This is a genomic window from Corynebacterium sp. HMSC073D01, assembly GCF_001815555.1.
GTDB classification, from domain to species: domain Bacteria; phylum Actinomycetota; class Actinomycetes; order Mycobacteriales; family Mycobacteriaceae; genus Corynebacterium; species Corynebacterium glucuronolyticum.
Genome location: NZ_KV821086.1, coordinates 14,156 through 36,941 on the forward strand (window position 1 = coordinate 14,156; position 22,786 = coordinate 36,941).

24 protein-coding genes and 1 tRNA gene are annotated in these 22,786 nt (G+C 60.2%); 12 read left to right on the forward strand and 13 right to left on the reverse strand.

Annotation, left to right across the window (positions count from 1 at the left end; genetic code table 11):
* Nucleotides 1-252 precede the first annotated feature (252 nt).
* Nucleotides 253-1,671: an adenylate/guanylate cyclase domain-containing protein gene (locus HMPREF3044_RS12205; RefSeq protein ID WP_005390794.1), complete on the reverse strand. Its 1,419-nt coding sequence runs from the start codon at nucleotides 1,669-1,671 to the stop codon at nucleotides 253-255.
* 33 nt (nucleotides 1,672-1,704) lie between these two features.
* Between HMPREF3044_RS12205 and HMPREF3044_RS12210 the strand changes: the two genes are divergently transcribed.
* From HMPREF3044_RS12210 to HMPREF3044_RS12225, 4 genes are all read left to right on the forward strand, one after another.
* On the forward strand, nucleotides 1,705-2,928 hold the full coding sequence (locus HMPREF3044_RS12210) for a DNA polymerase III subunit delta' (protein ID WP_070742142.1): 1,224 nt from the start codon (nucleotides 1,705-1,707) through the stop codon (nucleotides 2,926-2,928).
* A gap of 68 nt (nucleotides 2,929-2,996) precedes the next feature.
* Nucleotides 2,997-3,072, forward strand: a tRNA-Thr gene (locus tag HMPREF3044_RS12215).
* Nucleotides 3,073-3,384: 312 nt separating this feature from the next.
* Nucleotides 3,385-3,846, forward strand: coding sequence for a Panacea domain-containing protein (locus HMPREF3044_RS12220; protein WP_231286107.1), 462 nt, complete (start codon nucleotides 3,385-3,387; stop codon nucleotides 3,844-3,846).
* Nucleotides 3,836-4,210: a hypothetical protein gene (locus HMPREF3044_RS12225; protein ID WP_005390781.1), complete on the forward strand. Its 375-nt coding sequence runs from the start codon at nucleotides 3,836-3,838 to the stop codon at nucleotides 4,208-4,210. The genes HMPREF3044_RS12220 and HMPREF3044_RS12225 overlap by 11 nt, the downstream gene beginning before the upstream one ends.
* Before the next feature lie 132 nt (nucleotides 4,211-4,342).
* On the opposite strand, the gene HMPREF3044_RS13525 is transcribed toward HMPREF3044_RS12225, so the two are convergent.
* From HMPREF3044_RS13525 to HMPREF3044_RS12820, 3 genes are all read right to left on the reverse strand, one after another.
* A complete protein-coding gene (locus tag HMPREF3044_RS13525) occupies nucleotides 4,343-4,687 on the reverse strand; it encodes a site-specific integrase (protein ID WP_246821084.1) in 345 nt (114 codons plus the stop codon).
* A complete protein-coding gene (locus tag HMPREF3044_RS12815) occupies nucleotides 4,629-4,964 on the reverse strand; it encodes a hypothetical protein (protein ID WP_246821085.1) in 336 nt (111 codons plus the stop codon). Before HMPREF3044_RS12815 ends, HMPREF3044_RS13525 begins: the two co-directional genes overlap by 59 nt.
* Before the next feature lie 247 nt (nucleotides 4,965-5,211).
* On the reverse strand, nucleotides 5,212-5,676 hold the full coding sequence (locus HMPREF3044_RS12820; protein ID WP_005394697.1) for an AAA family ATPase: 465 nt from the start codon (nucleotides 5,674-5,676) through the stop codon (nucleotides 5,212-5,214).
* A gap of 207 nt (nucleotides 5,677-5,883) precedes the next feature.
* On the opposite strand from HMPREF3044_RS12820, the gene HMPREF3044_RS12235 reads away from it, so the two are divergent.
* The gene (locus tag HMPREF3044_RS12235; RefSeq protein WP_070742144.1) at nucleotides 5,884-6,483 is read left to right on the forward strand and encodes a hypothetical protein; all 600 of its coding nucleotides are present in this window, start codon (nucleotides 5,884-5,886) and stop codon (nucleotides 6,481-6,483) included.
* Nucleotides 6,484-6,599: 116 nt separating this feature from the next.
* On the opposite strand, the gene HMPREF3044_RS12240 is transcribed toward HMPREF3044_RS12235, so the two are convergent.
* Nucleotides 6,600-7,196 carry a DedA family protein gene (locus tag HMPREF3044_RS12240; protein ID WP_070742146.1) on the reverse strand — a complete coding sequence of 199 codons (597 nt, stop codon included), beginning with the start codon at nucleotides 7,194-7,196 and terminating at the stop codon, nucleotides 6,600-6,602.
* Between the two features lie 9 nt (nucleotides 7,197-7,205).
* The gene (locus HMPREF3044_RS12245; RefSeq protein ID WP_005390776.1) at nucleotides 7,206-7,553 is read right to left on the reverse strand and encodes a DoxX family protein; all 348 of its coding nucleotides are present in this window, start codon (nucleotides 7,551-7,553) and stop codon (nucleotides 7,206-7,208) included.
* 77 nt (nucleotides 7,554-7,630) lie between these two features.
* On the opposite strand from HMPREF3044_RS12245, the gene HMPREF3044_RS12250 reads away from it, so the two are divergent.
* From HMPREF3044_RS12250 to HMPREF3044_RS12260, 3 genes are read left to right on the forward strand one after another with little or no spacing between them, the layout of a single operon-like run.
* A complete protein-coding gene (locus HMPREF3044_RS12250) occupies nucleotides 7,631-9,586 on the forward strand; it encodes a glycoside hydrolase family 3 protein (protein WP_070742150.1) in 1,956 nt (651 codons plus the stop codon).
* Nucleotides 9,587-9,631: 45 nt separating this feature from the next.
* Complete coding sequence (locus HMPREF3044_RS12255) at nucleotides 9,632-10,708, forward strand: S-(hydroxymethyl)mycothiol dehydrogenase (RefSeq protein WP_070742152.1); 1,077 nt, start codon at nucleotides 9,632-9,634, stop codon at nucleotides 10,706-10,708.
* A complete protein-coding gene (locus HMPREF3044_RS12260; RefSeq protein WP_005390771.1) occupies nucleotides 10,708-11,334 on the forward strand; it encodes an MBL fold metallo-hydrolase in 627 nt (208 codons plus the stop codon). The genes HMPREF3044_RS12255 and HMPREF3044_RS12260 overlap by 1 nt, the downstream gene beginning before the upstream one ends.
* A gap of 83 nt (nucleotides 11,335-11,417) precedes the next feature.
* On the opposite strand, the gene HMPREF3044_RS12265 is transcribed toward HMPREF3044_RS12260, so the two are convergent.
* Entirely contained in the window at nucleotides 11,418-12,782 is a 1,365-nt protein-coding gene (locus tag HMPREF3044_RS12265; RefSeq protein WP_246821086.1) for an MFS transporter, read from the reverse strand.
* A 93-nt stretch (nucleotides 12,783-12,875) separates the two neighbouring features.
* Here HMPREF3044_RS12265 and HMPREF3044_RS12270 point away from each other — a divergent pair, with 93 nt between their 5' ends.
* A complete protein-coding gene (locus HMPREF3044_RS12270; RefSeq protein ID WP_005390767.1) occupies nucleotides 12,876-13,799 on the forward strand; it encodes an NAD-dependent epimerase/dehydratase family protein in 924 nt (307 codons plus the stop codon).
* A 439-nt stretch (nucleotides 13,800-14,238) separates the two neighbouring features.
* Here the strand turns inward: HMPREF3044_RS12270 and HMPREF3044_RS12275 are convergent, their stop codons facing one another.
* From HMPREF3044_RS12275 to HMPREF3044_RS12300, 6 genes are all read right to left on the reverse strand, one after another.
* Complete coding sequence (locus HMPREF3044_RS12275; protein WP_070742156.1) at nucleotides 14,239-15,033, reverse strand: DsbA family protein; 795 nt, start codon at nucleotides 15,031-15,033, stop codon at nucleotides 14,239-14,241.
* 412 nt (nucleotides 15,034-15,445) lie between these two features.
* Nucleotides 15,446-15,790, reverse strand: a complete 345-nt coding sequence (locus HMPREF3044_RS12280) for a DUF2304 domain-containing protein (protein ID WP_005390761.1) — start codon at nucleotides 15,788-15,790, stop codon at nucleotides 15,446-15,448.
* Nucleotides 15,787-16,479: a glycosyltransferase family 2 protein gene (locus tag HMPREF3044_RS12285; protein WP_070742158.1), complete on the reverse strand. Its 693-nt coding sequence runs from the start codon at nucleotides 16,477-16,479 to the stop codon at nucleotides 15,787-15,789. The genes HMPREF3044_RS12280 and HMPREF3044_RS12285 overlap by 4 nt, the downstream gene beginning before the upstream one ends.
* A 21-nt stretch (nucleotides 16,480-16,500) precedes the next feature.
* The gene (locus HMPREF3044_RS12290; RefSeq protein ID WP_070742160.1) at nucleotides 16,501-17,295 is read right to left on the reverse strand and encodes a glycosyltransferase; all 795 of its coding nucleotides are present in this window, start codon (nucleotides 17,293-17,295) and stop codon (nucleotides 16,501-16,503) included.
* 20 nt (nucleotides 17,296-17,315) lie between these two features.
* Nucleotides 17,316-18,515 carry a polysaccharide biosynthesis protein gene (locus tag HMPREF3044_RS12295; protein ID WP_070742162.1) on the reverse strand — a complete coding sequence of 400 codons (1,200 nt, stop codon included), beginning with the start codon at nucleotides 18,513-18,515 and terminating at the stop codon, nucleotides 17,316-17,318.
* A gap of 406 nt (nucleotides 18,516-18,921) precedes the next feature.
* The gene (locus HMPREF3044_RS12300; protein ID WP_040428959.1) at nucleotides 18,922-20,238 is read right to left on the reverse strand and encodes an alpha/beta hydrolase; all 1,317 of its coding nucleotides are present in this window, start codon (nucleotides 20,236-20,238) and stop codon (nucleotides 18,922-18,924) included.
* Between the two features lie 280 nt (nucleotides 20,239-20,518).
* Between HMPREF3044_RS12300 and HMPREF3044_RS13580 the strand changes: the two genes are divergently transcribed.
* The 3 genes from HMPREF3044_RS13580 (at nucleotide 20,519) to HMPREF3044_RS13020 (ending at nucleotide 22,670) form a co-directional block, all read left to right on the forward strand.
* On the forward strand, nucleotides 20,519-20,644 hold the full coding sequence (locus HMPREF3044_RS13580) for a hypothetical protein (protein ID WP_005390738.1): 126 nt from the start codon (nucleotides 20,519-20,521) through the stop codon (nucleotides 20,642-20,644).
* A gap of 223 nt (nucleotides 20,645-20,867) precedes the next feature.
* Nucleotides 20,868-22,277 carry a dihydrolipoyl dehydrogenase gene (gene lpdA, locus HMPREF3044_RS12305; RefSeq protein WP_005394714.1) on the forward strand — a complete coding sequence of 470 codons (1,410 nt, stop codon included), beginning with the start codon at nucleotides 20,868-20,870 and terminating at the stop codon, nucleotides 22,275-22,277.
* A gap of 201 nt (nucleotides 22,278-22,478) precedes the next feature.
* Nucleotides 22,479-22,670: a DUF6767 domain-containing protein gene (locus HMPREF3044_RS13020; RefSeq protein ID WP_081446532.1), complete on the forward strand. Its 192-nt coding sequence runs from the start codon at nucleotides 22,479-22,481 to the stop codon at nucleotides 22,668-22,670.
* Nucleotides 22,671-22,786 lie beyond the last annotated feature (116 nt).

Consider the following 22,786-nt stretch of genomic DNA (forward strand, 5'->3'; position numbering starts at 1 on the left):
GCAGCTCTATTGCGAAAAAATTCTGTTCTCCCCTGCAAGGCCCGGTGCACTAGCTAAGCCGATTTGAAAAGGAAAATAATCTTCTGACAGATTGTTCTCATAGATTCTCCATTTGTTACGGCTGTTGTACGCATTTTCAACAATCAAACTAACCCCATATTGCAGTGCAGAGGATTTCCTGCTGACTAGCATCAGTGTTCCTGAGGAGGGGCAAACGCGGTGAACAAAATCTCGGCCAGGTTCACGTCGGCGCTACGACCGGTCCGCCAGCGTCGGCCGGATCGGGCGAGCGAGACGAGTTAGCGTGGAACGGCCGCGGAGCTCCACGGACTTCATGAGCGTCCAGCGGGCCTGCTCGGCCTCGCCGGCATCGCGCAAGGTCGCGGCGGTGGTGAGCACACCACCGGGGGTGTTCTTGGCCAGGTCTGTCAGGCGCGAGGCGGAGTTCACCGCGTCGCCGATGACCGTGTACTCGTAGCGCTCGCGGGCGCCGATGTGGCCGGCGACGACGGTGCCGGTCGCCACGCCGATACCCGCGTCGAGCTCGACGTTCTGCAGCCGTGCGTGCAACTCCCTGGCGGCGGCCAGGGCGTTGCCGGTGGAGTCGGGAAGGGTGTTGGGGGCGCCGAAGATGGCCAACGCGGCATCGCCCTGGAACTTGTTGATGGAGCCGTGGTACTCGTGCACGACTTCCACCACGTGCTCAAAGAACTCGTTGAGGGCGATGACCACTTCCTGCGGGGTGTGGCGGGTGGCGTAGGTGGTGGAGCCCACGACATCGACAAACAGGACGGCGACCTTGCGTGATTCGCCGCCGAGCTGCGGGGTCTCGCGCAGTGCGCGGTTGGCAACGGACTTGCCCACATAGGTTTCGAGCATCCGCTTCGTGCGTTTGCCCTCGCGGAGGCCGCGAATCATCTCGTTGAAACCGGCCTGCATCGTTCCGATGTCTCCTCCGTCGTAAAGCGGAACCCTGACCCCGAGCTCACCGCGACGGGTGGACTCCACCGCGTGACAGACATCCCGGATCGGATCGGCGACGGTAGCTGAGACGAGCACCGTGGCGACGGCACCGAACACGAGAACGGTCACCACGCCGACAATGACGGGCATGCTTGGCTGCATGAATGCGACGAGCGCCACCATCGGGACGCAGGTGGTCGCCACCCATGTCAGGATGATGCGGGTGGCAGGGCCGGTTTCCCGGCGGTGGCTTTCAACCTGGCCGGAGAAAACGCGGTTGGCGGCGGGGCGGATCAGGATTTTGGCTGTAAGAAAGGTGAGGACCGCGACCAGTGCGAGGCCGACGGCCATGCACACAACGATTGCACGTGAGCGGGAGATGGCGTAGAAAACGCCGGTGGCGATGGCCCACACAACGATGCCGACGATCGTTTGCAGGCGCGGAATCCGCATAACCGTTTGCCGGATCATGGCCCTGTCGAAGGCATCGGGATCCTTCCGCCAGGCCAGGACTGGCCGGAAGAGGAAGAACGTGGAGGCCACGCCGAGAGCCACGGCCACCACACCGACGGCGAGGCCGGCGACGGCGAGTGTGGCAGGCACGGGCGCGACGAGCGAGATGATGAGCGCGATCGCGGCCGCGCCCGCTGTGTTCACCGCAGCGATCGCGAGGGCGTAGCGGGGCCAGGAAGTTTTCAACAGCCACATGAGTTCTACTCTAAATCAACTACGCTTGTATGCGTGCAGTTATCCCCCGACCTCCTACACGCAGCCCACGCCGCCCGCACTGGCGAGTCTGGCTCCGCCATGACCCACGCCTGGCTCATTACCGGCCCGCCCGGCTCTGGTCGCTCGACGATGGCTCGCTACTTCGCCGCTGCGCTTTTATGCACCGCAGACGTAGTCGGCGGTTCCGGAGTCCGCGACGATGTCGGCGGTTCCGGAGTCCGCGACGATGCCGACGGTTCCGGAGCTTGCGACGGAACCCCCTGCGGTCAGTGCGAGGGCTGCCGGCAGGCGCTGAACGGGAGTCACCCCGATCTGACGGTCGTGCACCCGACGGAGTTGTCCATCAGTGTCGAAGACATGCGCGCAGTCATCCGCGGGGCGTCCCGCACGCCCACGGTCGGCGCGTTTCGGGTGGTCATCATCGAGGATGCGGACCGTCTCACCCCCGCCGCCGGCAACTCGCTGCTCAAGACGGTGGAGGAGCCCCCGGAGCGCACCGTCATCATCCTCTGCGCGCCATCGACGGACCCGGAGGACATGCTCCAGACCCTCGTCTCCCGCTGCCGCCACGTCTACATCCCCACCCCCAGCTTCGAGGAGGTCGCCGCCACGGTCGAGGCCTCCGGCGTCCCCCACGACCAGGCGCTCCTCGCCGCCCACGCCACCGCCGGGCACATCGGTCGCGCCCGCCACCTCGCCCAGGATCCCACCACCCAGCGCCGTCGCGCGCGCATGTTGCACCTGGCTGAGCTTCTTTTTTCGGGTTCGGATGCCTACCTCGAGGTCACCTCTTTGCTTTCCGACGTCGAGTCCGACGTCAAGGCTCGCATCAAAGAGCTTCTCGACGCCGACCTGGAGCGCACCCGCCTCACCCTCGGCGCCGGCGGCTCCGGCAAAGGCACCGGTGGCGTCATGCGTGGAACCGCCGACATCCTGAAGAAGGTCGAGCAAAAGTACAAGAAGCAGCAGACCCGCGAACTTCGCGATACCATCGATCAGCTCCTCATGGACTTCATCGCCCTCTTCCGCGACGCCATCGCCCAGCGTGCCGGCGCCCCGCTCCTCCACACCGACTTCGCCGGCGACTCCCAGGACCTCGCTGCCCGGCTTTCCGACGCCCAGCTCATCGCCACCATCGACACCATCGGCCGCGCCCGCGAGCGCATCACCCGCAACGTCACCCCCCGCACCGCCCTCTTCGCGATGATCGGGGAAATACGGCTCATAAGCAGGTAGTTTCTTCCCTGGTGAGGGAGTCATGTACACTACCACTTGGTCATTCAGCGATACGCTGGGCTGATCGTGCCGCCTTAGCTCAGTCGGTAGAGCGTCTCACTCGTAATGAGAAGGTCGTGAGTTCGATTCTCACAGGCGGCTCCACCAAATCCCCAGCTAGACACTGGTTCTGGCTGGGGTTTCACCTATTTCTAAGAATACACAAGAAGCTCAAGAAAGCCCAAGAAGTCTTAATTATTCCCGACCGTTGACCGACCATAGACCGACCATGGACGGTCCAGCCCAAAAACTAGACAGGCCACACCACAAAAGAAAGACAAGCCAGGCTACCCACACCACACCGGGAAATAGACCGTTCGGTACCGAATTCACCCCTTGGATAGGATGGAAACTAGAAAGGGCAATCACAAGGAGACATGCGCGGAGGTGACAATCATGCCCTATAGTCCTACCGTTGTGGCGAATAACATACTGGCCCGCGCGTTCAAAGAGAAGCTATATCCCACCCCGATGAAGCTCCAAAAGATCCTCTACTTCGTCTCCAGCCAGTACATCAAGAAGACCGGCCACCCTCTACTCGAATCCCCGTTCCTAACGTGGGCCTACGGTCCGGTGGTGTATACCGTGTATGACGAGTTTCGTCCGTTCTCCAAGAACGGCATCAAACGATACGCCCGCGATGCTGCGGGGCAATCCTACATTGTCGATGAGAACGAAGATCGAGCGCTGGCGGAATCCCTGTCTGAAGTTTGGGAAGCAACCAAGTACCGGGGCGCAGTCGACCTATCCAAAATCACCCACAAAGAGTCCTCTGCCTGGGATAAAGCGTATCAAAGAGGGGAAGACACTTTGAGCTGGGAAGACGTGAAACAAGACCGAACCTATGTAGACGAACTAGGATTGGCAAATGCCCACTGACGCCGGCAGTGAACCAGTCAAGAGGAAACCGGCGCCGGAAATCGAAGGAGAAGAAGACTACGCTCTTTCCCCCGAGGAAACAGGGACACCCAGCGCCACACAATCCGCTACTAGCTCCTCGCTCAAGCATGCGCCGAATTATGAGCCGAAGAACCTCCCCGAGTTCGTTGGATTATCCAAGCTGCGTTTCGGTCAACAGCTAATCGGCTGGTGTATTTTCCTCATCGTTGCTCTAACACTAATTTCCGCATTCAACTGCGCAAATGGCTCCATTCTGCAATCCACCATTGACGTTCTGAAGCTGATAACAACAACAGCCCTGGGATTCGTCTTCGGGCGAACAAAAATGAGCGACGGAGAATAACAACCCTGTGGGGCTAGATGCTCCGCAGTCGACCACGCCCGCCTGTCGCCCGCTCCGCACGGCGTTCCCTACGCAACCGCTCCCTTTCCCTCTCACGCCGCATATGCTCCTCCAGCGCGCCGGGAAATTGGTCTAGGCCCTCGTCCCATAGGTGGCCGTAAATGTCGAGTGTGGTGGCGGCTGAGGCGTGGCCACACTTTCCTGGATGACGTACACGTCAGCACCGGAGGCGATGGCCATGGATACGGCGGTGTGCTTGAGCGTGTAGGTGTCCACGCCTGTAAGCCCTGCAGCGGTGCATGTGGTGCGCCATACGCGCCGCCAGCGGGCATCGGTCCACACGTGGCCAACCTCGTCGGGGAGCAGCCAATCATCGTCTGCTTTGCCGTCTGCCGCGAGGTCAAGGTCGATGAGCAGATCACCGCCGACGGGAACGTCTCGGGTGAGTCTGTTCTTGGTGGGGGCCCTCGTGGCCAAGCGCGTCAACACTGCGCCGGATGGTGAGACGCCCACGGTAGTAGTCGAGGTCACCTACTTTGAGTCCTTTTGCTTCTCCTGGCCTGATTGCTGTCATTGCCAGGACTCTGATAAGAAGTTGGGCTTCGTCGGTGGGTGCGGCGTTGATGAGCGCGTCGAGTTCGGAGACCCTCAAATAGTGGTGGCTGCCTTTGGTCTGCTTAACGATGTCGCCTGATTCTAGGGGGCTGGCAGGAATGATTTTCTGTTTGACGGCCTGTTTCATGAGTGCTCCCATGATGATGCCGATCTTCCGTTTTTGGCCACTGCCCAGTGGTTGGGGATCGTGTTTGGCGTGGGGCCTACGGGTTTTGAGCCCATCGACCCACAGTGTGAATGCGCCACCGTCGACTTCACACACGGGTGTGGCTCCCCATACTGGCGCGAGGTGCTGCCAGGCGGATTTGTACCCGGCGATGGTTTTTGGTGCGCACTTGGCCTCTTTGGTAGCTATCCAGGGGCCCCACAGGTCTTCGACGGTAATGTCACGCTTGTCTTTGGTGATCCATGTTCCCTCGGCTTGGCCGGCTTCGGCTTGGGAGCACGAGTCGCGGGCTGCGTCTTCTGTTCGGAACGTTTTGGTGCGTTCTTTGCCGTTTTCGTCCCATAAGGAGGTTTGATGAACCCGTGATAATGAAACGCCCGGGGCGACGATCTTCTTCAAGCGCACCTTTGATAGCCCTAAACAGTTCCGGTGCGCGTTGAATCTCGTCGATGGCTAGAGTGCCCTCCGGAAACATGCGGACAAATCCGTCAGGATCTTCGCGTGCGGAAGTGAGATGTGAGGTTTCGTCCAAATTAACAAACCGTGATGGACGATCCAATAAGAGTTGGCTTGCAAGCGTGCTTTTGCCAACTTGCCTCGCTCCTGACACCGAAAGAACCGGGGTGTCGGACAAGATTTCCTCGGCAATCGATTTCGTATTTCGGTGTAAAAGATCATACGACATAAAATCATCCTACCTGCGACGTTGTGATTCTGCAATATGTTCACCGTGATTCTGCAATATACTCATCGTGATTCTGCAAGGCTTTCGTTGTGATTCTGCAACCGTTTTCAATCTGTTGTGTGAAAATAACTCTTCCTGATTTGCTGCCATGTTTCGGTATCTGTGCTAGATGGAGTTTGTGTCTCGGCAGCCAGCTAATATGGCGCTATGGACCCTATGGATAACGTGTACGAGTGGCGGGCATTCGAGCAGACGGCGGCTTTCAAGAAGCAGGCGACGGATGTGCATGGGCAGCTGCGGGCGGGGGAGTTCGCTGCGGCACTGGAGGTTTTTGCGCAGGCGATGCCGTGGGATCCGGGGATCAATGATTGGGATCCGGCGGACCCGTCGATGGCGTACCCGGTGCAGATTGTGGAGGAGCTCGGTGGGCCCGTGGACTTTTTTGTGGCCCAGGGAGCGTTTACCACGCTTCGCGCCGAAACGTTCGGGCTGCATTCGGAACAGCTGACGCGGCTTGTTGAAAAGCGGGCGGAGGAGTTCGGGTTGACGCTTCCCGCGTGGGAGGCGGTGGATCTGGGGATTCTCACGGATCCGCAGGCACCGGAGGCGATTTGGTTGCCGGTGCCGGGGATGCGCGGTGGCTTCGAGATCACGCGCTGGGGTTCCGACAGGGTCGGAACCGACAAAGATGCCGATGAGGTCGACGCGTTCCAGGTGCGGTCCTGGTCCAGGAAGGACATGGGGTCGGGGCAGCGACACCGGCTGACCGCAGATGGTTTGGAGCGTGTGCCGGGCGGATTCGACTAGACTACGGTTTGACTTTTTGCAGCAGATCCGGCCCAATTCCCTGCTAACGGAGCCCTTCGAAGGGAATCTGCCGCAAAAAGTAAATGACGCTCTCACAGCGTCGAAGATGTCGCCCCCTAGGCCTGCGCCACGCGCGACTTCTGGATGTGCTGGATGATGACGCCGGACATGAGGCCTGCGGTCACGCCGATGATAACGCCGATGAGCGGGTACTCCTGGAAAATCCAGCCACCGAGGTAGCCGATGAGGGTGGCCTGCGTCGCCCAGATAAAGGAACCGACGGTGTCCACAACGAAGAAACGCCACCAGGGGTATTTCACAGAACCCAAGAAAATGGTGAGGAACCAGCGCGCCCAGGGGATGAAGCGGGCGGTAATGATGGTGACGGCCTCGTTGCGCTCAACCGAGTTGCGCACCCAATCCGAGGCGCGGGCACGCTTGGAATTGGGTTTGAGGTGATACTTGCCGGCGTAGAAGCGACCGACAAGGTACGTGGTGTTGTCGCCGATAATGGAGTAGGCCCAGGAGGCCAGGAAAATACCCCAGACCCAGGGCCGACCCGTGGAGCCGGACCAGGCGGCGGCAATGTTGACAATGGTTTCGCTGGGCAAGAGGGGGAAGATGCAGTCGCCGATGACGAACATCCCGAGGATGGGATAGAACAGCGACGAGTGCAGGAACAACTCGATGAGAGCCTCTAGGAATCCGCCCATGAACTGCCTCTACTTGTTGTCGGTGTAAATCTTCCAACCCGCCATAATGAGCGGTATCTGTAAGGGTAAACGGCCGACGGAGATAATTTGTTTCTTTGCTGGCTCATGGCGCCAGTCCCACGCCATCTTGAAGTTGCCGGGCCACACGGCCAAGGAGGTGCCCACGGTAGCGAGCCCACCCCAGGCGGGCTTGGCCAGGAGCAGGGCGGCGGTGCCGAGTTCCCACACGCCGGAGAAGTAGGTCCACTGGGTGGGGGTGCCGGGGAGTGCCTCCGGGATGAGGTTGTTGAAGGGCTCCGGCTTGGCAAAGTGGAGGACGCCCATGGCACCGAATGCTGCTGCGAGGATCTTTCTCATAGCCCCCAGAATACGACCGCGAGGCAAATTCTGGCAACGACGGGCGTAAGCCCCACAATTTCATTAAATTCACAGGTATGAAGATTGTTTCCCACGTAGTTCCCACGATCACAGTCGGCGGAGAGACATTCCGCGACCTCGACCGCGACGGGGTGCTCAGCCCCTTTGAGGATTGGCGGCTGACCCCAGCGGAGCGCGCGGCAGACCTTGCCCGTCGCCTGAGCGTAGAAGAAAAGGCGGGGCTGATGATCATTGGCTCCCACTACCCGGGCGATTCCTCGTTCCTCCCCAACCCCGTTGAGGGCAAGCTCCTCAACGATGAGGATGTGTGGAAGGATAAGCACCCGATCACCGGGATTCCCTTTCCCGAGCCGGTGCTCACCGCCGCCGCCAGCGAGAAGGCGGTGAAGGAGCGGCACCAGCGCTACTTTATTGTGCGCGATAACCTGAAGCCGCGCCGCCTGGCGGAGTGGACGAACGCCATCCAGGAGTTGGCCGAGGAGACGCGCTTCGCCATTCCGGCCGTGTTCGCGTCGAACCCCCGCAACCATGTCTCCCTCGTTGCCCGCTTCGGTGTCAACGAGTCCGCAGGTGTGTTCAGTGAGTGGCCGAGCGAGCTGGGCCTCGCCGCCCTCGATGATGCGGAGCTCATGCGCGAGTTTGGCAAGCTCATCGCCCGCGAGTGGCGCGCCGGTGGCATCCACAAGCTGTACGGCTACATGGCCGATGTTGCCTCCGAGCCCCGCTGGTCCCGGTTCAACGGCACGTTTGGCGAGGATACGCAGCTTGTCGCCGATTACATCCGCGAGGTTGTCACCGGGATGGAGGAGGGTGGCGTGGCCACCACCATCAAGCACTTCCCGGGCGGTGGCGTGCGCATCGACGGTCACGACCCGCACTTCCCGTGGGGTCAGACCAACGAGTACCCCACCGAGGGGGCGCTGGCGAAGTACCACCTCCCGCCGTTCCAGGCCGCCGTCGATGCGGGCTGCACGTCGATCATGCCGTACTACGCCAAGCCTGTGAACACCTCGGCAAAGCAGCTCGACGAGGAGCTGTGGCTAAGCCCGAGCACGCAGTTCGACGAGGTTGCCTTCGCGTATAACAAGACGATCATCGGCGACCTGCTGCGCGACAAGATGGGCTTCACCGGCTACATTAACTCCGACTCCGGTGTCATCGATGCCATGGTCTGGGGTGTCGAGGAGCTCACCGAGAAGGAGCGCTTTGCCAAGGCAGTCAAGGCTGGCACGGACATCTTCTCCGATATGTCCAATCCCCAGAAGCTTGTCGACGCCGTGGCTGACGGTCTGCTCACAAGTGACGATCTCACGGGGTCGGCCACCCGTCTCCTCACGGAGATTTTCTCCCTCGGTCTCTTTGAGAACCCCTACGTCGACCCCGCCGAGGCTGAAAAGGTCATCGGCAACACCGAAACGCAGGCGCTGGGTGAGCAAAAGCAGCGCGAGTCCGTCGTCATCCTCAAGAAGGGCGAGGCCCTGCCGCTGGATACGTCCAAGAAAGTGTACACCTTTGCCACCGGTCGCACGTCCATCGGTGAGGTGCAGGAAAAGCTGGACAAAGCCGTCGACAAGCGATTTACGCGAGCTGACCTGGACGATGCAGACATCGCCATCGTGTGGGCTCGCCCTGAGATCGAACTTTTCGAGGACGACCAGGAGGGCGTGACCCTCTCCATCAACCCGGAGGATTGCGGTGTTGACCTCGAGGAAGTCAAGCGGATTCAGGAGCAGGTGCCGACGATTGTCGTGGTGAACTTCACCAACCCGTGGATCCTTGAACACCTCGAGCCGGGCGCCGACAGCCTCGTCGGCAGCTTCGAAATTACCCCCGACAATCTCCTCGACTCGCTCGTAGGGGGTGAGGCGAAGGGCCACCTCCCGTTCGCCGTGCCGGCATCCATGGAGACCGTGAAGGCATCCCCGCGCGACGTGCCGGGCAAGTACCTAGGCGACGACTACGCCTACGTCGATTCGGTGGGCAACCGCTACGCCTACGGCTTCGGCCTCTAGCTGGAAACCGTTTCTAACAAGCGGTTTCCCGTTACAGTGGCGGGCATGGATAAGGTACAAGCAGTCATTTCCCGCCACAAGGGTGAGCCCGTCGAGCTCACCACCATCGTCGTCCCCGAGCCTGGCCCGAACGACGTCGTCGTGAGGATCCAGGCGTGCGGCGTATGTCACACCGACCTCGCCTACCAGCAGGGTGACGTGGAAGACGCGTTCCCCTTCCTCCTCGGCCACGAGGCCGCCGGAGTGGTAGAAACCGTCGGTGACCGCGTCACCCACGTCGCCCCCGGCGACTTCGTCGTTTTGAACTGGCGCGCCGTGTGCGGCGAATGTCGCGCCTGCAAGCGTGGCGAACCGCAATACTGCTTCGCCACTTTCAACGCCTCCAAGAAAATGACCCTCGAGGATGGCACGGAGCTCACCCCCGCCCTCGGCATCGGTGCCTTCGCCGAGAAGACCCTCATCCACGAGGGTCAGTGCACCAAGGTGAACCCCGATGCTGATCCGGCCGCTGCTGGCCTCCTCGGCTGTGGTGTCATGGCCGGCCTCGGCGCCGCCGTTAACACGGGCAAGGTTACCCGCGGTCAATCCGTCGCCGTCATCGGCTGCGGTGGCGTGGGCATGGCAGCCATCGCCGGAGCCCACCTTGCGGGTGCAACCACGATCATTGCCGTCGACACCGACGAGTCCAAGCTTGAGCTCGCCAAGGAGTTCGGCGCCACCCACACCCTCGTGAGCTCCGAATCTGTCGTTGAAGACATCCAAGAGATCACCGAGTTCGGTGTCGACGTCGCCATCGATGCCGTGGGCATCCCCGCCACCTGGAAGCAGGCCTTCTACGCCCGCGACCTCGGCGGCACCGTCGTCCTCGTCGGCGTGCCCGCGCCGGGCCAGGCGGTCGAGATCGAGGCCGCAGACATCTTCAGCCACGGCGGCGCACTCAAGTCCGCGTGGTACGGCGACTGCCTCCCGGAGCGCGACTTCCCCATGTACACAGACCTCTACCTGCAGGGTCGCTTCCCACTGGACAAGTTCGTCAATGAGCGCATTGGCCTGGACAAGGTCAACGAGGCTTTTGAAACGATGAAGTCCGGCAAGGTCCTGCGCAGCGTGGTGGTGCTCTAATGGCCTTCACTATTGAGCATGCGGAGACCTCCGGCCTGTTTAAGCTCGACGGCGGCGAGTGGGAAGTAGACAACAACATTTGGGTTGTTGGCGACGATACAGAGGTCTACATCATCGACGCCGCCCACTCCGTCGACCCCATTGCCGAGGTTGTTGGCGACCGCGCCGTGAAGGGCATTATCTGCACCCACGGCCACAACGACCACATCACCGTCGCCCCGCAGCTTTCCCAGAAGTACGATGCTCCCATCTTCCTGCACCCCGGCGACCGGATGCTGTGGAACGAGACCCACCCCGATGTCGCCTTCCAAGAGATTGAGGACCGTCAGCGCTTCGGCATCGCGGGAACGGACCTGGAGTTCATTTCCACCCCGGGCCACTCCCCGGGCAGTGGTTGCCTGTATATGCCGGAAGCAGGCGTGCTGTTTTCCGGCGACACCCTGTTCCAGGGCGGCCCGGGTGCCACGGGCAGGAGCTTCTCCTCCTTCGAGGTGATCATCGACTCCATCCGCGAGCACCTGCTCACCCTCCCCGCCGAGACCCTCGTGTACACGGGACACGGCGAGCACACCACCATCGGTGGCGAGGCCCCGCACCTGGAAGAGTGGATCAAGCGCGGCTACTAGCTGGCAAAATCCCCAAAAATAAAAAGTCTCCACCCGGATTCCGGCTGGAGACTTTCAGTTTTCCTCTCCCCATGTAGCGAGGGCTACGCCTTCGCCTTGCGTAGGTCTACGATCTGCAGCACGAGGGCCACCAGAAGAATTCCTAGGATGGCCATGAAAGCTGCGGTGATCGCGTGGTTCCAGTTGGTGGTGGCGAGGACGGAGAACAGAATGCCCGTCATGATCGCGTTACCGATTGCAGTAGCGACGCGCTCTGCGGTCTGCTTGAATGCGCCGGCGGTGCCACCCTCGTAGCCGGGGACATCGAGCATCGCAATGGTCTGGTTAGCAGAGCCGAAGGCACCCTGTCCCAGGCCGACAATTGCGAATGCTGCGAACAGCCACCACACGTTCAGGCCATGCATTCCGTTGAAGTAAATGATCGCAATCGCGGCTGTCATGCCCACGACCATGGAAGCAAGAGAAGCGATGCAGATCTGGCGGCCGTACTCCAGTGAATGGTTACCGGAGAGGTAAGCAGTGATCGCTGAAGTGATCGCGCCGCCAAGGCCAACGAGGCCAGCGTTGAGGGCCGTGAAGTGCTGACCATTCTGGAGGTAAATGGCCAGTGTGGAGAAGATCGAGGTGGAGCCGACGAACATGATGCCACTGATGGCGGTTCCCCAGCCGAAGGAGCGCAGCTTGAGCAGGCCGAGGTTCACCATCGGCGCGTTTCCGCAGTTTTCGTAGTGGCGTTCCCACTGTACCCAGGCGAATCCAAGGATGGCGGCGAGGGGGAGAAGCAACCACATGAGCTTGTTGTCGCCGTGGTACATGAAGGGGTACATGATGCAGACGACGGTGGAGGCGAGCAGCAGCATGCCGATCGGGTCCAGGTCGAGTTTGCCCTTCTTCCGGTGTGCTTTCTCGTCGGCAAATGGCAGCCACCGGAGAGCAAGGAAGATGCCGATGATGCCGACCGGAACCATGAACCAGAAGGACCAACGCCAGCCCCATGCGGGATCCAGTGCGGAAATGATCGTACCTGCGATGACCGGGCCAATTGCGACCGCCACGGCGACGGTCAGCCCGAACTTAGCGAAAGCTCGGGCGCGTTCCTTGCCATGGAAGTAGGTCTGAATGATGCCTGCGGTCTGCGGACTGTAGACGGCGGCGGCGAACCCTTGGATGAAACGGAAAATGTTCAAAATGACGGGGTCGCTGGCGAAGCCACACAGGGCCGTCGACAAGCAAAATAGGGCGAGACCGATGGTGAAAAACATCGAACGACCCAGGAGATCACCGAGTCGCCCGAAGGGGACGAGGAACACACCGAAAGTAAGCGCGTAGCCTGCCAGCATCCATTGCAGCTGCGATGCAGATGCGCCGAGCGCGTGCTCAATCGACGGCAGCGCGACGTTAATAGAACTGACCGCAACAAGCGCCATAGCCAGTGGGATTAGTACCACTACAAGAATCTTTTTTCGCTCACCCATTCAAACCTCCTACAAAATTGCAACCAGCACATGATACTCATATGTCCATAAACTACAATTTGATACATGCGCGCACTTGTAACTGGTGGAGCCGGGTTTATTGGCTCCCATCTTGTGGAATTGTTGGTTTCTGAGGGACATGAGCCGGTTGTGGTGGATAACCTGTCCCACGGCAAGCGGGAAAACGTGCCTGCCGGTGTTCCCCTCGTCGAGGCGGACCTGTTAAAGATCGACGTGGACGAACTTTTCGACGAGTACGCCCCCGAGGTTGTCTTCCACCTCGCCGCACAGATCGATGTGCGCAAATCCGTGGCATCCCCAATCTTCGATGCCCAGACCAACATTCTGACCACGATCCGCCTGGCGGAGGCTGCCCGTAGTCATGACGTACGCAAGATCGTGTTCACGTCCTCCGGTGGCGCAATTTACGGTGCCCCCACCCAGTTCCCGGTCTCAGAAGAGACTCCGGTTGACCCGCATTCGCAGTACGCTGCATCGAAGGTCTCCGGTGAGATTTACCTGAACACGTACCGTCACCTGTACGGCCTGGAGTGCTCCCACATCGCCCCGGCGAACGTGTATGGGCCGCGTCAGGATCCGTATGGTGAGGCCGGTGTGGTGGCGATCTTCAGCCAGCACCTGCTCAACGGCTTGCCGACGAAGGTGTTCGGCTCCGGTTCCAACACCCGTGACTATGTCTATGTTGGCGACGTTGCTCGCGCGTTCTACTTGGCCAGTGGCAACAAGGGTGGTGGCATGCGGTTCAATATTGGTACTGGTGTGGAGACCAGTGACCGTGACCTGCATTCTCTTGTTGCTGCAGCTGCTGGTGCGACCGATGACCCGGAGTTTGCTCCTGCTCGCCTTGGTGATCTTGAGCGCAGCTCGCTTGATTCCACGCGTGCGCGCGAGGTCCTCGGCTGGGAGCCGCAGGTGACGTTGAAGGAGGGCATCGCCAAGACGGTGGAGTACTTCCGCAGTGTGAAGTAATGCTTCTGATTTCTTTAGCCCGGTAGTATCCAGCATGCTGCCGGGATTTGTTGTCTTCGCACCCAAAAAACCGAAATGCGGCCCATCCTGCGTAGGAGTGTCGCTCGTTGGGATCGATTGGGCCGCATTCGGTATTCCAGCGTGACATGGTGCGGAGCGCGGCCCGGGTGCTGCCGAATGTCGGGTGCCGTTCCCCGGTTGGGACGCGTTCGGGACAAGGCGATGCGGAGCGCGGCCAGAGGGATGCTGAACCTCGGGTGCTGCGTTCCAGCTGGGACGTGTTCAGTATTCGAGCGTGACGTGATGCGGAGCGCGGCCCAGGTGCTGCCGAATGTCGGGTGCTGCATTCCAGCTGGGCCACATTCGGTAGCAAGCAAGACCGGAGAAGCCAGACATGCAAAAAGCCGACGACCGAAATCGCCGGCTTGGGATGTGTGCGCTACTTGTTCTTCTGCAGCTGCTCCTCGATCGCCTTCTGGAAAACCTCGTAGGGCTGTGCGCCGGAGACGAACTGGTCACCGATGATGAAGGACGGCGTACCGGAGATGCCGATGGATGCGCCGTACTTGGTGGCGCTGGTGACGGCCTGGGTGTATGTGCCACTTTCCACCTCAGAGCGGAAGCGATCAAGATCGGGAACGCCTGCCTCGGTGGCGAAGCGGACGAAGTCCTCGATGTCGTTTTCCGGGTGGCCCTGGATGTCCTTGCTGGCGGTGTACAGCGCGTTGTGGAACTCATGGAACTTGCCCTGAGCGGCGGCGGCGCGCCCGGCCTCGGCGGCCTTGATAGCATCTGGGCCGTTGACGGCCATGTCGTTCCATTCCACGCGGACAAGGCCCTTATCCACGTAATCTTTCAGCACCTGGGGGTACGTCTCATTGGCGTACTTGGCGCAGAAGGGGCACTCGAAATCGGAAAACTCACTGATAACCACAGGGGCATCGACCTTGCCGATGGCGAACGGGTCGTTTGCCATGCGGCGGTGGACATGCGTGATGTCTTCACTGGTGGCGATGGTCTTACCGGGGCCCCACAGGAAAGCGCCGGTCTCACCCGAGGGCTCAATCTTCACTGCTGCCTGCGCCTGCGTCGACGGGGCGACGGAGGAGACGGTGGTGGGGTCGGGAGCCGGTGGCGCATCCTTGTCCTTGCCACTGCCACCGAGGGCGTAGCCAATAAGGACGGCGGCCACCAGCGCAATAGCGCCGAGGACCCAGTAGAGTGACTTCTTCATTCGATTCCTTCCTAGCTTTCGTACCAGCCTACAAGCCTACCGGTGCTGGACGTGGAGGAAAGCTCATATTCTCTTCCTAGCGGCCGGCTTGAACCACCTCACCTGGCCACCGGTGATGCGGATGTATTCCAATCTGCAATACAGTCCATTAACCTTCGTCGAGCTGCCTCCTGTGGACATGGTATGGAGGCATCGAAATCCGCAATGTAGGTCGTTTCTCCGTGATCGGTGACCCTTCGGTTGATGGCAGAGCCCCACCACCGTGGTTGAGTGCAGAGGAAGGAGGAGGGGACCCGCCCCCATCAGCGTTGGATAGATGCTTGAGGGCGTTGCTGCGATCGTTCTTGCACTCCTTCATCTTCCGTATGGATGTGGCCGATTATCGCGCGACAGGTCGTAATAACGAAGCTGATTACGGCTGCGTGTCGTCGTCCGGGGTCACAGCGTTTTGGAGCGCTACGGCGCGGGCGAGGCGTGCATACCTCAATTCCTGCTCACGGAAGCGGATATAGGCCGACATAGTCACAAACAAGAAGGCAATGACCAACGCATACAGCATGAGGTCTGTGCCTCGGTCCACACCAACCCAGTTGGCCACAACCGTCAGATCGTCGGGCCGTAAAATGGCCCACACGCTGGCGATGACGAACAGTACGAAGCCGATCTTCACCCCGGCCTTCGCGCGTGACTTGCGGCGGTTGGAGAGGAAGAAGATGGCGAGGACCGCCGTGGCGGCGAGGAGTAGGACCTGAATCATTTGAGCCTCCTTGCGATGAAGCCGTCGGCAAGAATATTGACACCGTTGATCAGCGATTGACCCTTACTCATCGAGTACTCGGTGTACAAAATATCCACCGGCTGCTCAGAGACGCGCCAACCACGCTCATCCATCTGTGCCACAAACTCCGAGGCATGACTCATGCCGTTCATGCGGATGTTCAGCTCATCGGCTACCTTCTTATTAAACACACGCAGGCCGTTGTGTGCGTCCGTGAGCCTCAGCTTGCGGGTTCGGGGAGACAGCAAAACGACGGTTTTCAGCACCAGGCGCTTGATCCACGGCACCTGGTCGTCTTCCTTGCGCGGGCACCCAAACCGCGTGCCGACGATAATATCCACATCCTCGTTGCGCAGCCGGTCGAGCATCGCCACGACGTCTTTCACCTGGTGCTGCCCATCCGCATCGAAGGTGACAAAATACTGCGCGCCAGGTTGAGAACGCGCGTACTCCACGCCCGTCTGGATAGCGGCACCCTGCCCCAGATTCACCGGGTGGTTGACGAGATGGGCGCCGGCCTTGTGGATCTCTTCCGCAGAGTTATCCGAGGAGCCGTCATTGACGGCCACGATATTAGGGAATGTTTCGCGCGCGTGGCGGATCACATCACCAATAACCGTGCCCTCATTGAAGCACGGAATGATAAGCCACGTGTCTTGATTCTGCATAACACCGTAAACAATAGCGTGTCAGTTGAACAGAGTCTCGTACACCCGCCGAACGAGCCCTTGCGGGATTGCCCGGTAGGCCGACCGCACGAGGAGATTGACCAGCCCTCGCTTCTTGGAAATGAGTCCGTACGCTGCGAGGTTGCGTTGCAGCTGGACTTCCGATTCCCACATGCCCTCGGCGCGGCGGGAGAAAACAGCATCGTCGAGCCGGAAGCGGACGAGGGGCTCGGGGAGGTTGTGCAGACGCATTCCCGAGGCGAGCATCCGCGCCCACAGGTCGTAGTCCTCCAGGTTTTTGATCGGTTGGTAGCCACCCGCGTCCCGGACGGACTGGGTGCGGAACATAACCGTCGGGTGGTTCATGGGGCTGTTTATTGTGGCATAGGAATGGATCTCTATGGCGTGCTCGGGCATGGCACGCACGCCATGGTCGCCCGCATCGGAGAATTCCACCATCGCCGAGCCGAGAGCATCGGTTTCGGGGTGCTCGGCAAACCAGGCGAGCTGAGTCTCAAACCGGTGGGGCAGGCTCACATCGTCGGTATCCATGCGGGCGGTGAACTCCGCAGTCACATGCTCCAGGCCACGCGCGAGGGCGGCACCCAGGCCACAGTTTCGTTCCAGGGGAACGACAGTCAGATTGTCACCGTAGCCGTCGATGATGGCATCCAGCTCGTCCGTAAGGGGCCCGTCCTTCACCAGGATCACCTCATCGGCCGGTCGGGTCTGCGAGAAAATCGATTCGAGGGCCTCAGCGAATTCGGCTGGGTCCACCTTGTGATACACCGACATCAACACGGCAAGAGTCTGCATAGAAAATAACACTACCGCGTCTAGGCAGTCGCGCCACCGCGATGTGTCACACCCCGGTCACGCTGGGAAGAAAACCCGACTAGATGTACCACGATGCCGATGGCGGGACCCGCTGTCAGAGCCAGAAGCACGGCAGCGGTGGTGGGAAGAGGTAGCAGCAGGATGCCGAAAGCGGATACCGAGGCGGCGATCCAACCGAGGACGTAAAGACGGTGCTGTTCCGCCGCCAGCGTGCGCGTGCCGGTGATGATGAGGGCGCCCATCCATGCGGCAGCGAAGGTCAGGATCGCGAGGATCCAGCCGCTGACGAAGTAATCGGGGGAGAAGAAGGTGCGTAGGATCCACGGCCCAATGAGGTAGGCGGCCAGCGCCCCGATCGCCCCCACGCCGATGACGGACAGGATAGGCTTCACCGGGGACCCCTTCTTTTCCACGAAGTACACGATGAGGGCGGACTGGAAACGCTGCAGGGGGACGAGGATCGGCGCGCGGGTCAGCGTGATAGCGAGCATCAGCCCGGCAAGCGTCCCGGAATCCCCGGTGAACTTCATCATCGCCGGGAAGCCAGTGATCAGCGCTGCGGAGGCCCCGGAGGCGAGCATGGCGGCGGTGACGCGGCGCATGAATTGGGTATTGGAAACGTCGGCATGCGAGGTAAGCAGGCTGTGCCGGGCGCGGGGTGAGCAGGCGATGATGACCGCCCAACTCAGTGCCCCGATGACGGTGACGATGAGGAAGGAGGTGAGACCCCACCCCGCGGCAAGTGCGATGAGCACGAGGACGAGGCGAATCCCCGAGTCGAGGATGAGGAGTACCGCGTAGTGGTTCCAGAGCTTCAGGCCGGAGAGGATGCCTGACAATGCTGCCTGGTAGGCGTAGCAGACGATGCCCACGGTGAGAAGGGTAGAAGCGGTGACCGGGTGGTCGTCGACAAGCCGTGGGAGGAACAGCGGCCCGAAGAGAATGGCAAACGTGCCGATGATCCCACCGAGGATGAGCGCCGTGGCGTGCGGGCGGGCAGTGCCACGCGGGTGCGGGGAGGAGACGGCGCGGGTGGTTTCTTGCATGAGACCGTCGATGAGGCCGGCGACGGCGAAGAACAGACCCCAGTAGGCGTTGAACTGCTCAAAAACCTGGCCGTCGAGGGCGAGGGTGGCTACGAAGATGACGATAAACCCCGATAGTGCGGAAAATATCGTCGCTATGCTCATCGCCTTCATAGGGAGAATCCTACACAGCGGCCTCGTCGCACCCGGTTGGTCACCTGCCGTACCGACTGCGGCCCAAGTGAGGCAGATGTGCGAGTGGCTGGCTGGGGCTGGGCTGCGTTGGGGACAGACTGTACCGAGTGTGGCCCAGGCGGGGAGGATGTGTGAGTGCAGTGGCGAGGTTGGGCCGCGTTGGGGACAGGGGTGCGGAACGCAAACTCAACAATTCCCTCGAAATACGGACTAATTAGGCAGTTAAGGGATCTGGCCCTGAGCGCGCTGAACCGAGTGCGGCCCAGGTAGTGCTGAAGTGCGAGTGTTCTGGCGAGGCTGGGCCGCGTTGGGGCAAGCGGCGGGAGTGGAGCGTCGAAAAGCAAAAAAAATCCCCCCACCGTGAGGTGAGGGGAAAGAGTGTGGGTTAGCTGTTGAGCTCGTTTTCGATGCCCAGGCCCTTGGCCAGCGTCGGCCAGGAGAGGTGCATGTCATCCTCCCAGTAGCCCCACTGGTGGGTGCCCGTCGGGCGGAAGTTCCACTCGGCGGGGATGCCCGCCTTGTCCAGCTTCGCCTTGAGCTGGTGGGTGCAGAAGTTGGTAGCGCCCTCAATCACGCCACCGACGACCTCAACCTCGGCCATCGCGGCGGAGTTGCCCTTGGTACGCGGGCTGGACCAGTAATCCCAGCGGCCGGAGAGACCGGAGGCGTTAGAGATGTACATCGTCTGGCCACGGAGCTTCTCTGCATTCACGAGTGCGTCGTTGTACTGCAGGTAGTTGTCCACTGGCTTGTCCAGGAATCCCGGCTGGAATGCCTCGCCATTGCCCCACATTTCGTTCACGTTGGAGCTTGCGCGCTCAAGCGTGAGATCGATCGCGATGCGGCCCATGGAGTCGTTGGTCTGGGCGCAACCGGAGAAGCTGCCGATCGCATCGTAGAAGCCCGGGTGGTGCTGTGCGTACAGGAGCACCGTGGTGGCGGACATGGACATGCCGGTGATGGCGCGCTTGTCGTTGGCCTGCAGTTCCTTCTCAATCACGGGCGGGAGTTCCTTAGTGAGGAAAGTTTCCCACATCTGCTTGCCACCAAGGTTCTTCTTTTCGTTGACCCAGTCGGAGTAGTAGGAGAACTTGCCCTCCATGGGGACGACGACGTTGATGTTCTTATCCTTGTAGAAATCGATCATCTTCGTCTGCATGATCCAGTTGGCGGAACCCTCGCCACCGTCACCGCCGTTGAGTACGTACAGCGTCGGGCGACCCGGGTCCTTCGCGTGGATGACGACGAGCGGAATGGATCGGCCGTTCATCGACGGGGACGTGGCCTGGTAGACGCTGACCTGCGGATCGTTGGAGCCGGTGTTGTACACGTAGAACTTCTCGCCGGCGCTGTTTTCCCGATAAACGTAGCCCATCTTGGGGTTGCCATTCGCATCCTTGATTGGCTCGCCCTTCTCGTCCTTGAGTATGCCGCGCTTCTCGCCACCGATTCGCGAACGCCACTTTTGCAGGGCTTCGCCGTCGTTATTCTCCTTGGTGAGGGTGGCTAGGCCGTCGCTGTTTTCCGTGGTCTCTGCCGCCGGGGTGGCAGCAACGTCGGCCGGATCCGTCGTGTTAGCCGTTGCGACGGCGGCTTCCTGGGCAGTGGCAATGGCGGGCAGGCCGGCGACCATCGTGGCGACGGCAATGGTGCTTGCAGCGAAACGACGTGCGCGCGACGAGGCGGAACGTAGATGGCTCATCGAAACATCCTCACAGTTAAGAAGTAATGGCTAGTATTTCTTTAGTTCTTATCCATCCCCCACAGGGGGATCACATGCTATATCGAAATACTATCCTGTTACGTTAACACGCGTAACCCTGCGGTACCTCTGGTGTAACGTAATGGGCACACAATATGAATAGAGCTTATAGAATCGCTAGCGAACCTGGCGCCAGACGTGTTGAATCTCCACTTCGCGTGAATGCGTGTCACAGGTTGTCGGCGAAAGTTTGTCAAACACCTGCAAAGAAAGGCTGAACATGCAGTTCTTCCCCCTCGAGCCCCTCGAGCAGATCCTTATTGCCATTAACGAGTTCCTCGGCATGCTGCTGCACAACGGATCCTCCTCGCTGGCGATCACCAGCGCAGAGATGGGGATGATCTAATCCGCATCAGCGGGTAGAACGTGGCGGATGTACCGCGAAGCGGGCACCTGGCGGGGGCCTGCTCTTTTAGTACTACCTAAATTTGGGGGCTGGTCGGTGGGGGATTTTATGCGCCTAGGTGAGGGTGGAATTTAGTTCCAACCTCGCCTTTTTGCTATTCATGCATGGAAAATGTTTTCAAACCGCAAGCGGGGAACCCTGTGTATCCGTACACTTAGACAGTATGAGTGAACATTTTGATGTAGTTGTACTCGGTGCGGGCCCTGGCGGCTATGTTGCTGCCATTCGCGCAGCCCAACTGGGTAAAAAAGTGGCGGTCGTGGAAAAGCAGTACTGGGGCGGCGTGTGCCTCAACGTCGGGTGTATCCCGTCGAAGGCGCTCATCAAGAACGCGGAGCTTGCTCACGTCCTGACCAAGGAAAAGAAGACCTTCGGTATTGAGGGCGACGTCACCATGAGCTTCGAGGCGGCGCACAAGCGCTCCCGCAAGGTCTCGGGCAACATTGTCAAGGGCGTCCACTTCCTCATGAAGAAGAACGAGATCACCGAGATTAACGGCCTCGGCTCTTTCAAGGATGCGAAGACCCTGGAGATCACCGACGGCGATGACAAGGGCAAGGAAATCACCTTCGACGATTGCATCATCGCCACGGGTTCCGTTGTGAAGAGCCTCCCCGGTGTCGAGCTTTCGGAGAACGTCGTCTCCTACGAGGAGCAGATCCTCAACGAGAAGCTTCCGGAGTCCATGGTTATCGTGGGCGCGGGTGCTATCGGCATGGAGTTCGCGTACGTACTGGCTAACTTCGGTGTGAAGATTACCATCGTCGAGTTCATGGATCGCGTTCTGCCGAACGAGGATCCCGAGGTGTCTAAGGCGATTGCCCGCGAATACAAGAAGCTAGGCGTTAAACTTCTCACCGCTCACGCCACCAAGGCTGTGCGTGACAACGGTGACTCCGTCGAGGTGGACATCGAGTCTAAGGACGGGGCAAAGAGCGAGACGCTCACCGTTGATCGCGTCCTCGTATCTGTCGGCTTTGCACCGCGCACCGAGGGCTACGGCCTGGAGAACACCGGCGTGAAGCTCACCGAGCGTGGCGCCATCGACATCGATGAGCGCATGCGCACGAGCGTCGAGCACATCTACGCTATCGGCGACGTGACGGCCAAGCTGCAGCTCGCCCACGTCGCTGAGGCGCAGGGTATCGTCGCAGCCGAGACGATCGCTGGGGCAGAGACCCTGGAGCTCGGCGATTACATGATGATGCCGCGCGCCACGTTCTGCAACCCGCAGGTCGCATCCTTCGGTTACACAGAAGAGAAGGCCAAGGAAAAGTTCCCGGACGCAGAGATCAAGGTCGCCTCCTTCCCGTTCTCCGCAAACGGCAAGGCACAGGGCCTTGGCGAGTCTCAGGGCTTTGTCAAGATCATTGCCGATGGTCGCCATGGCGAGCTGCTCGGTGCACACATGGTGGGCTCCAACGTCTCCGAGATGATTCCGGAGCTGACGCTGGCCCAGCGCTTCGACCTCACCGCAGAAGAAATTGCCCGCAACGTCCACATCCACCCGACGATGTCGGAGGCGATGAAGGAAGCTGCGCACGGCATTGCTGGCCATATGATCAACCTGTAAGTGTCTAACCCCACCTTTTAGGGTGGAAAACATTGTGCGTCACGTACACGAGCTGTGCGTGACGCATTTTTATTGTGGGCCAGGTCAACGGCGATGCGCCCGAATTACGCAACAAATTGCGCATATATATAAAGGTGCAAAATAGGGGGTTGAGCGGGGGAAAATGCCAGAAAAATGCTCGTTACATGTTACCTTTAGGTTATGCCAGTAGAGCCGAAGTGCCCGATTCGCTATGGAGATCCGTGCTCGCTTTGTGTGCCGGGAGCGACCGGGCCGCAGGACTGTCAGCTGGTTGCTCTGGTTCGCGATGATCCGGAGTTGATGGAGCTGCGTCGTGAGATGATTGCCCGCAAAAAGGGCGAAAATCGGTCACGCGGTGCCAGTAATAATTAAAAAGAATTACCACGTTCGAGGGCGTAATACGTGCTATCGCGAATATTTCGTGACCGTGAAAACTAAGTTATTGCTGAGCACTGTTACTCACGGGCTAGTAAGGCCCTGCGCTCGAT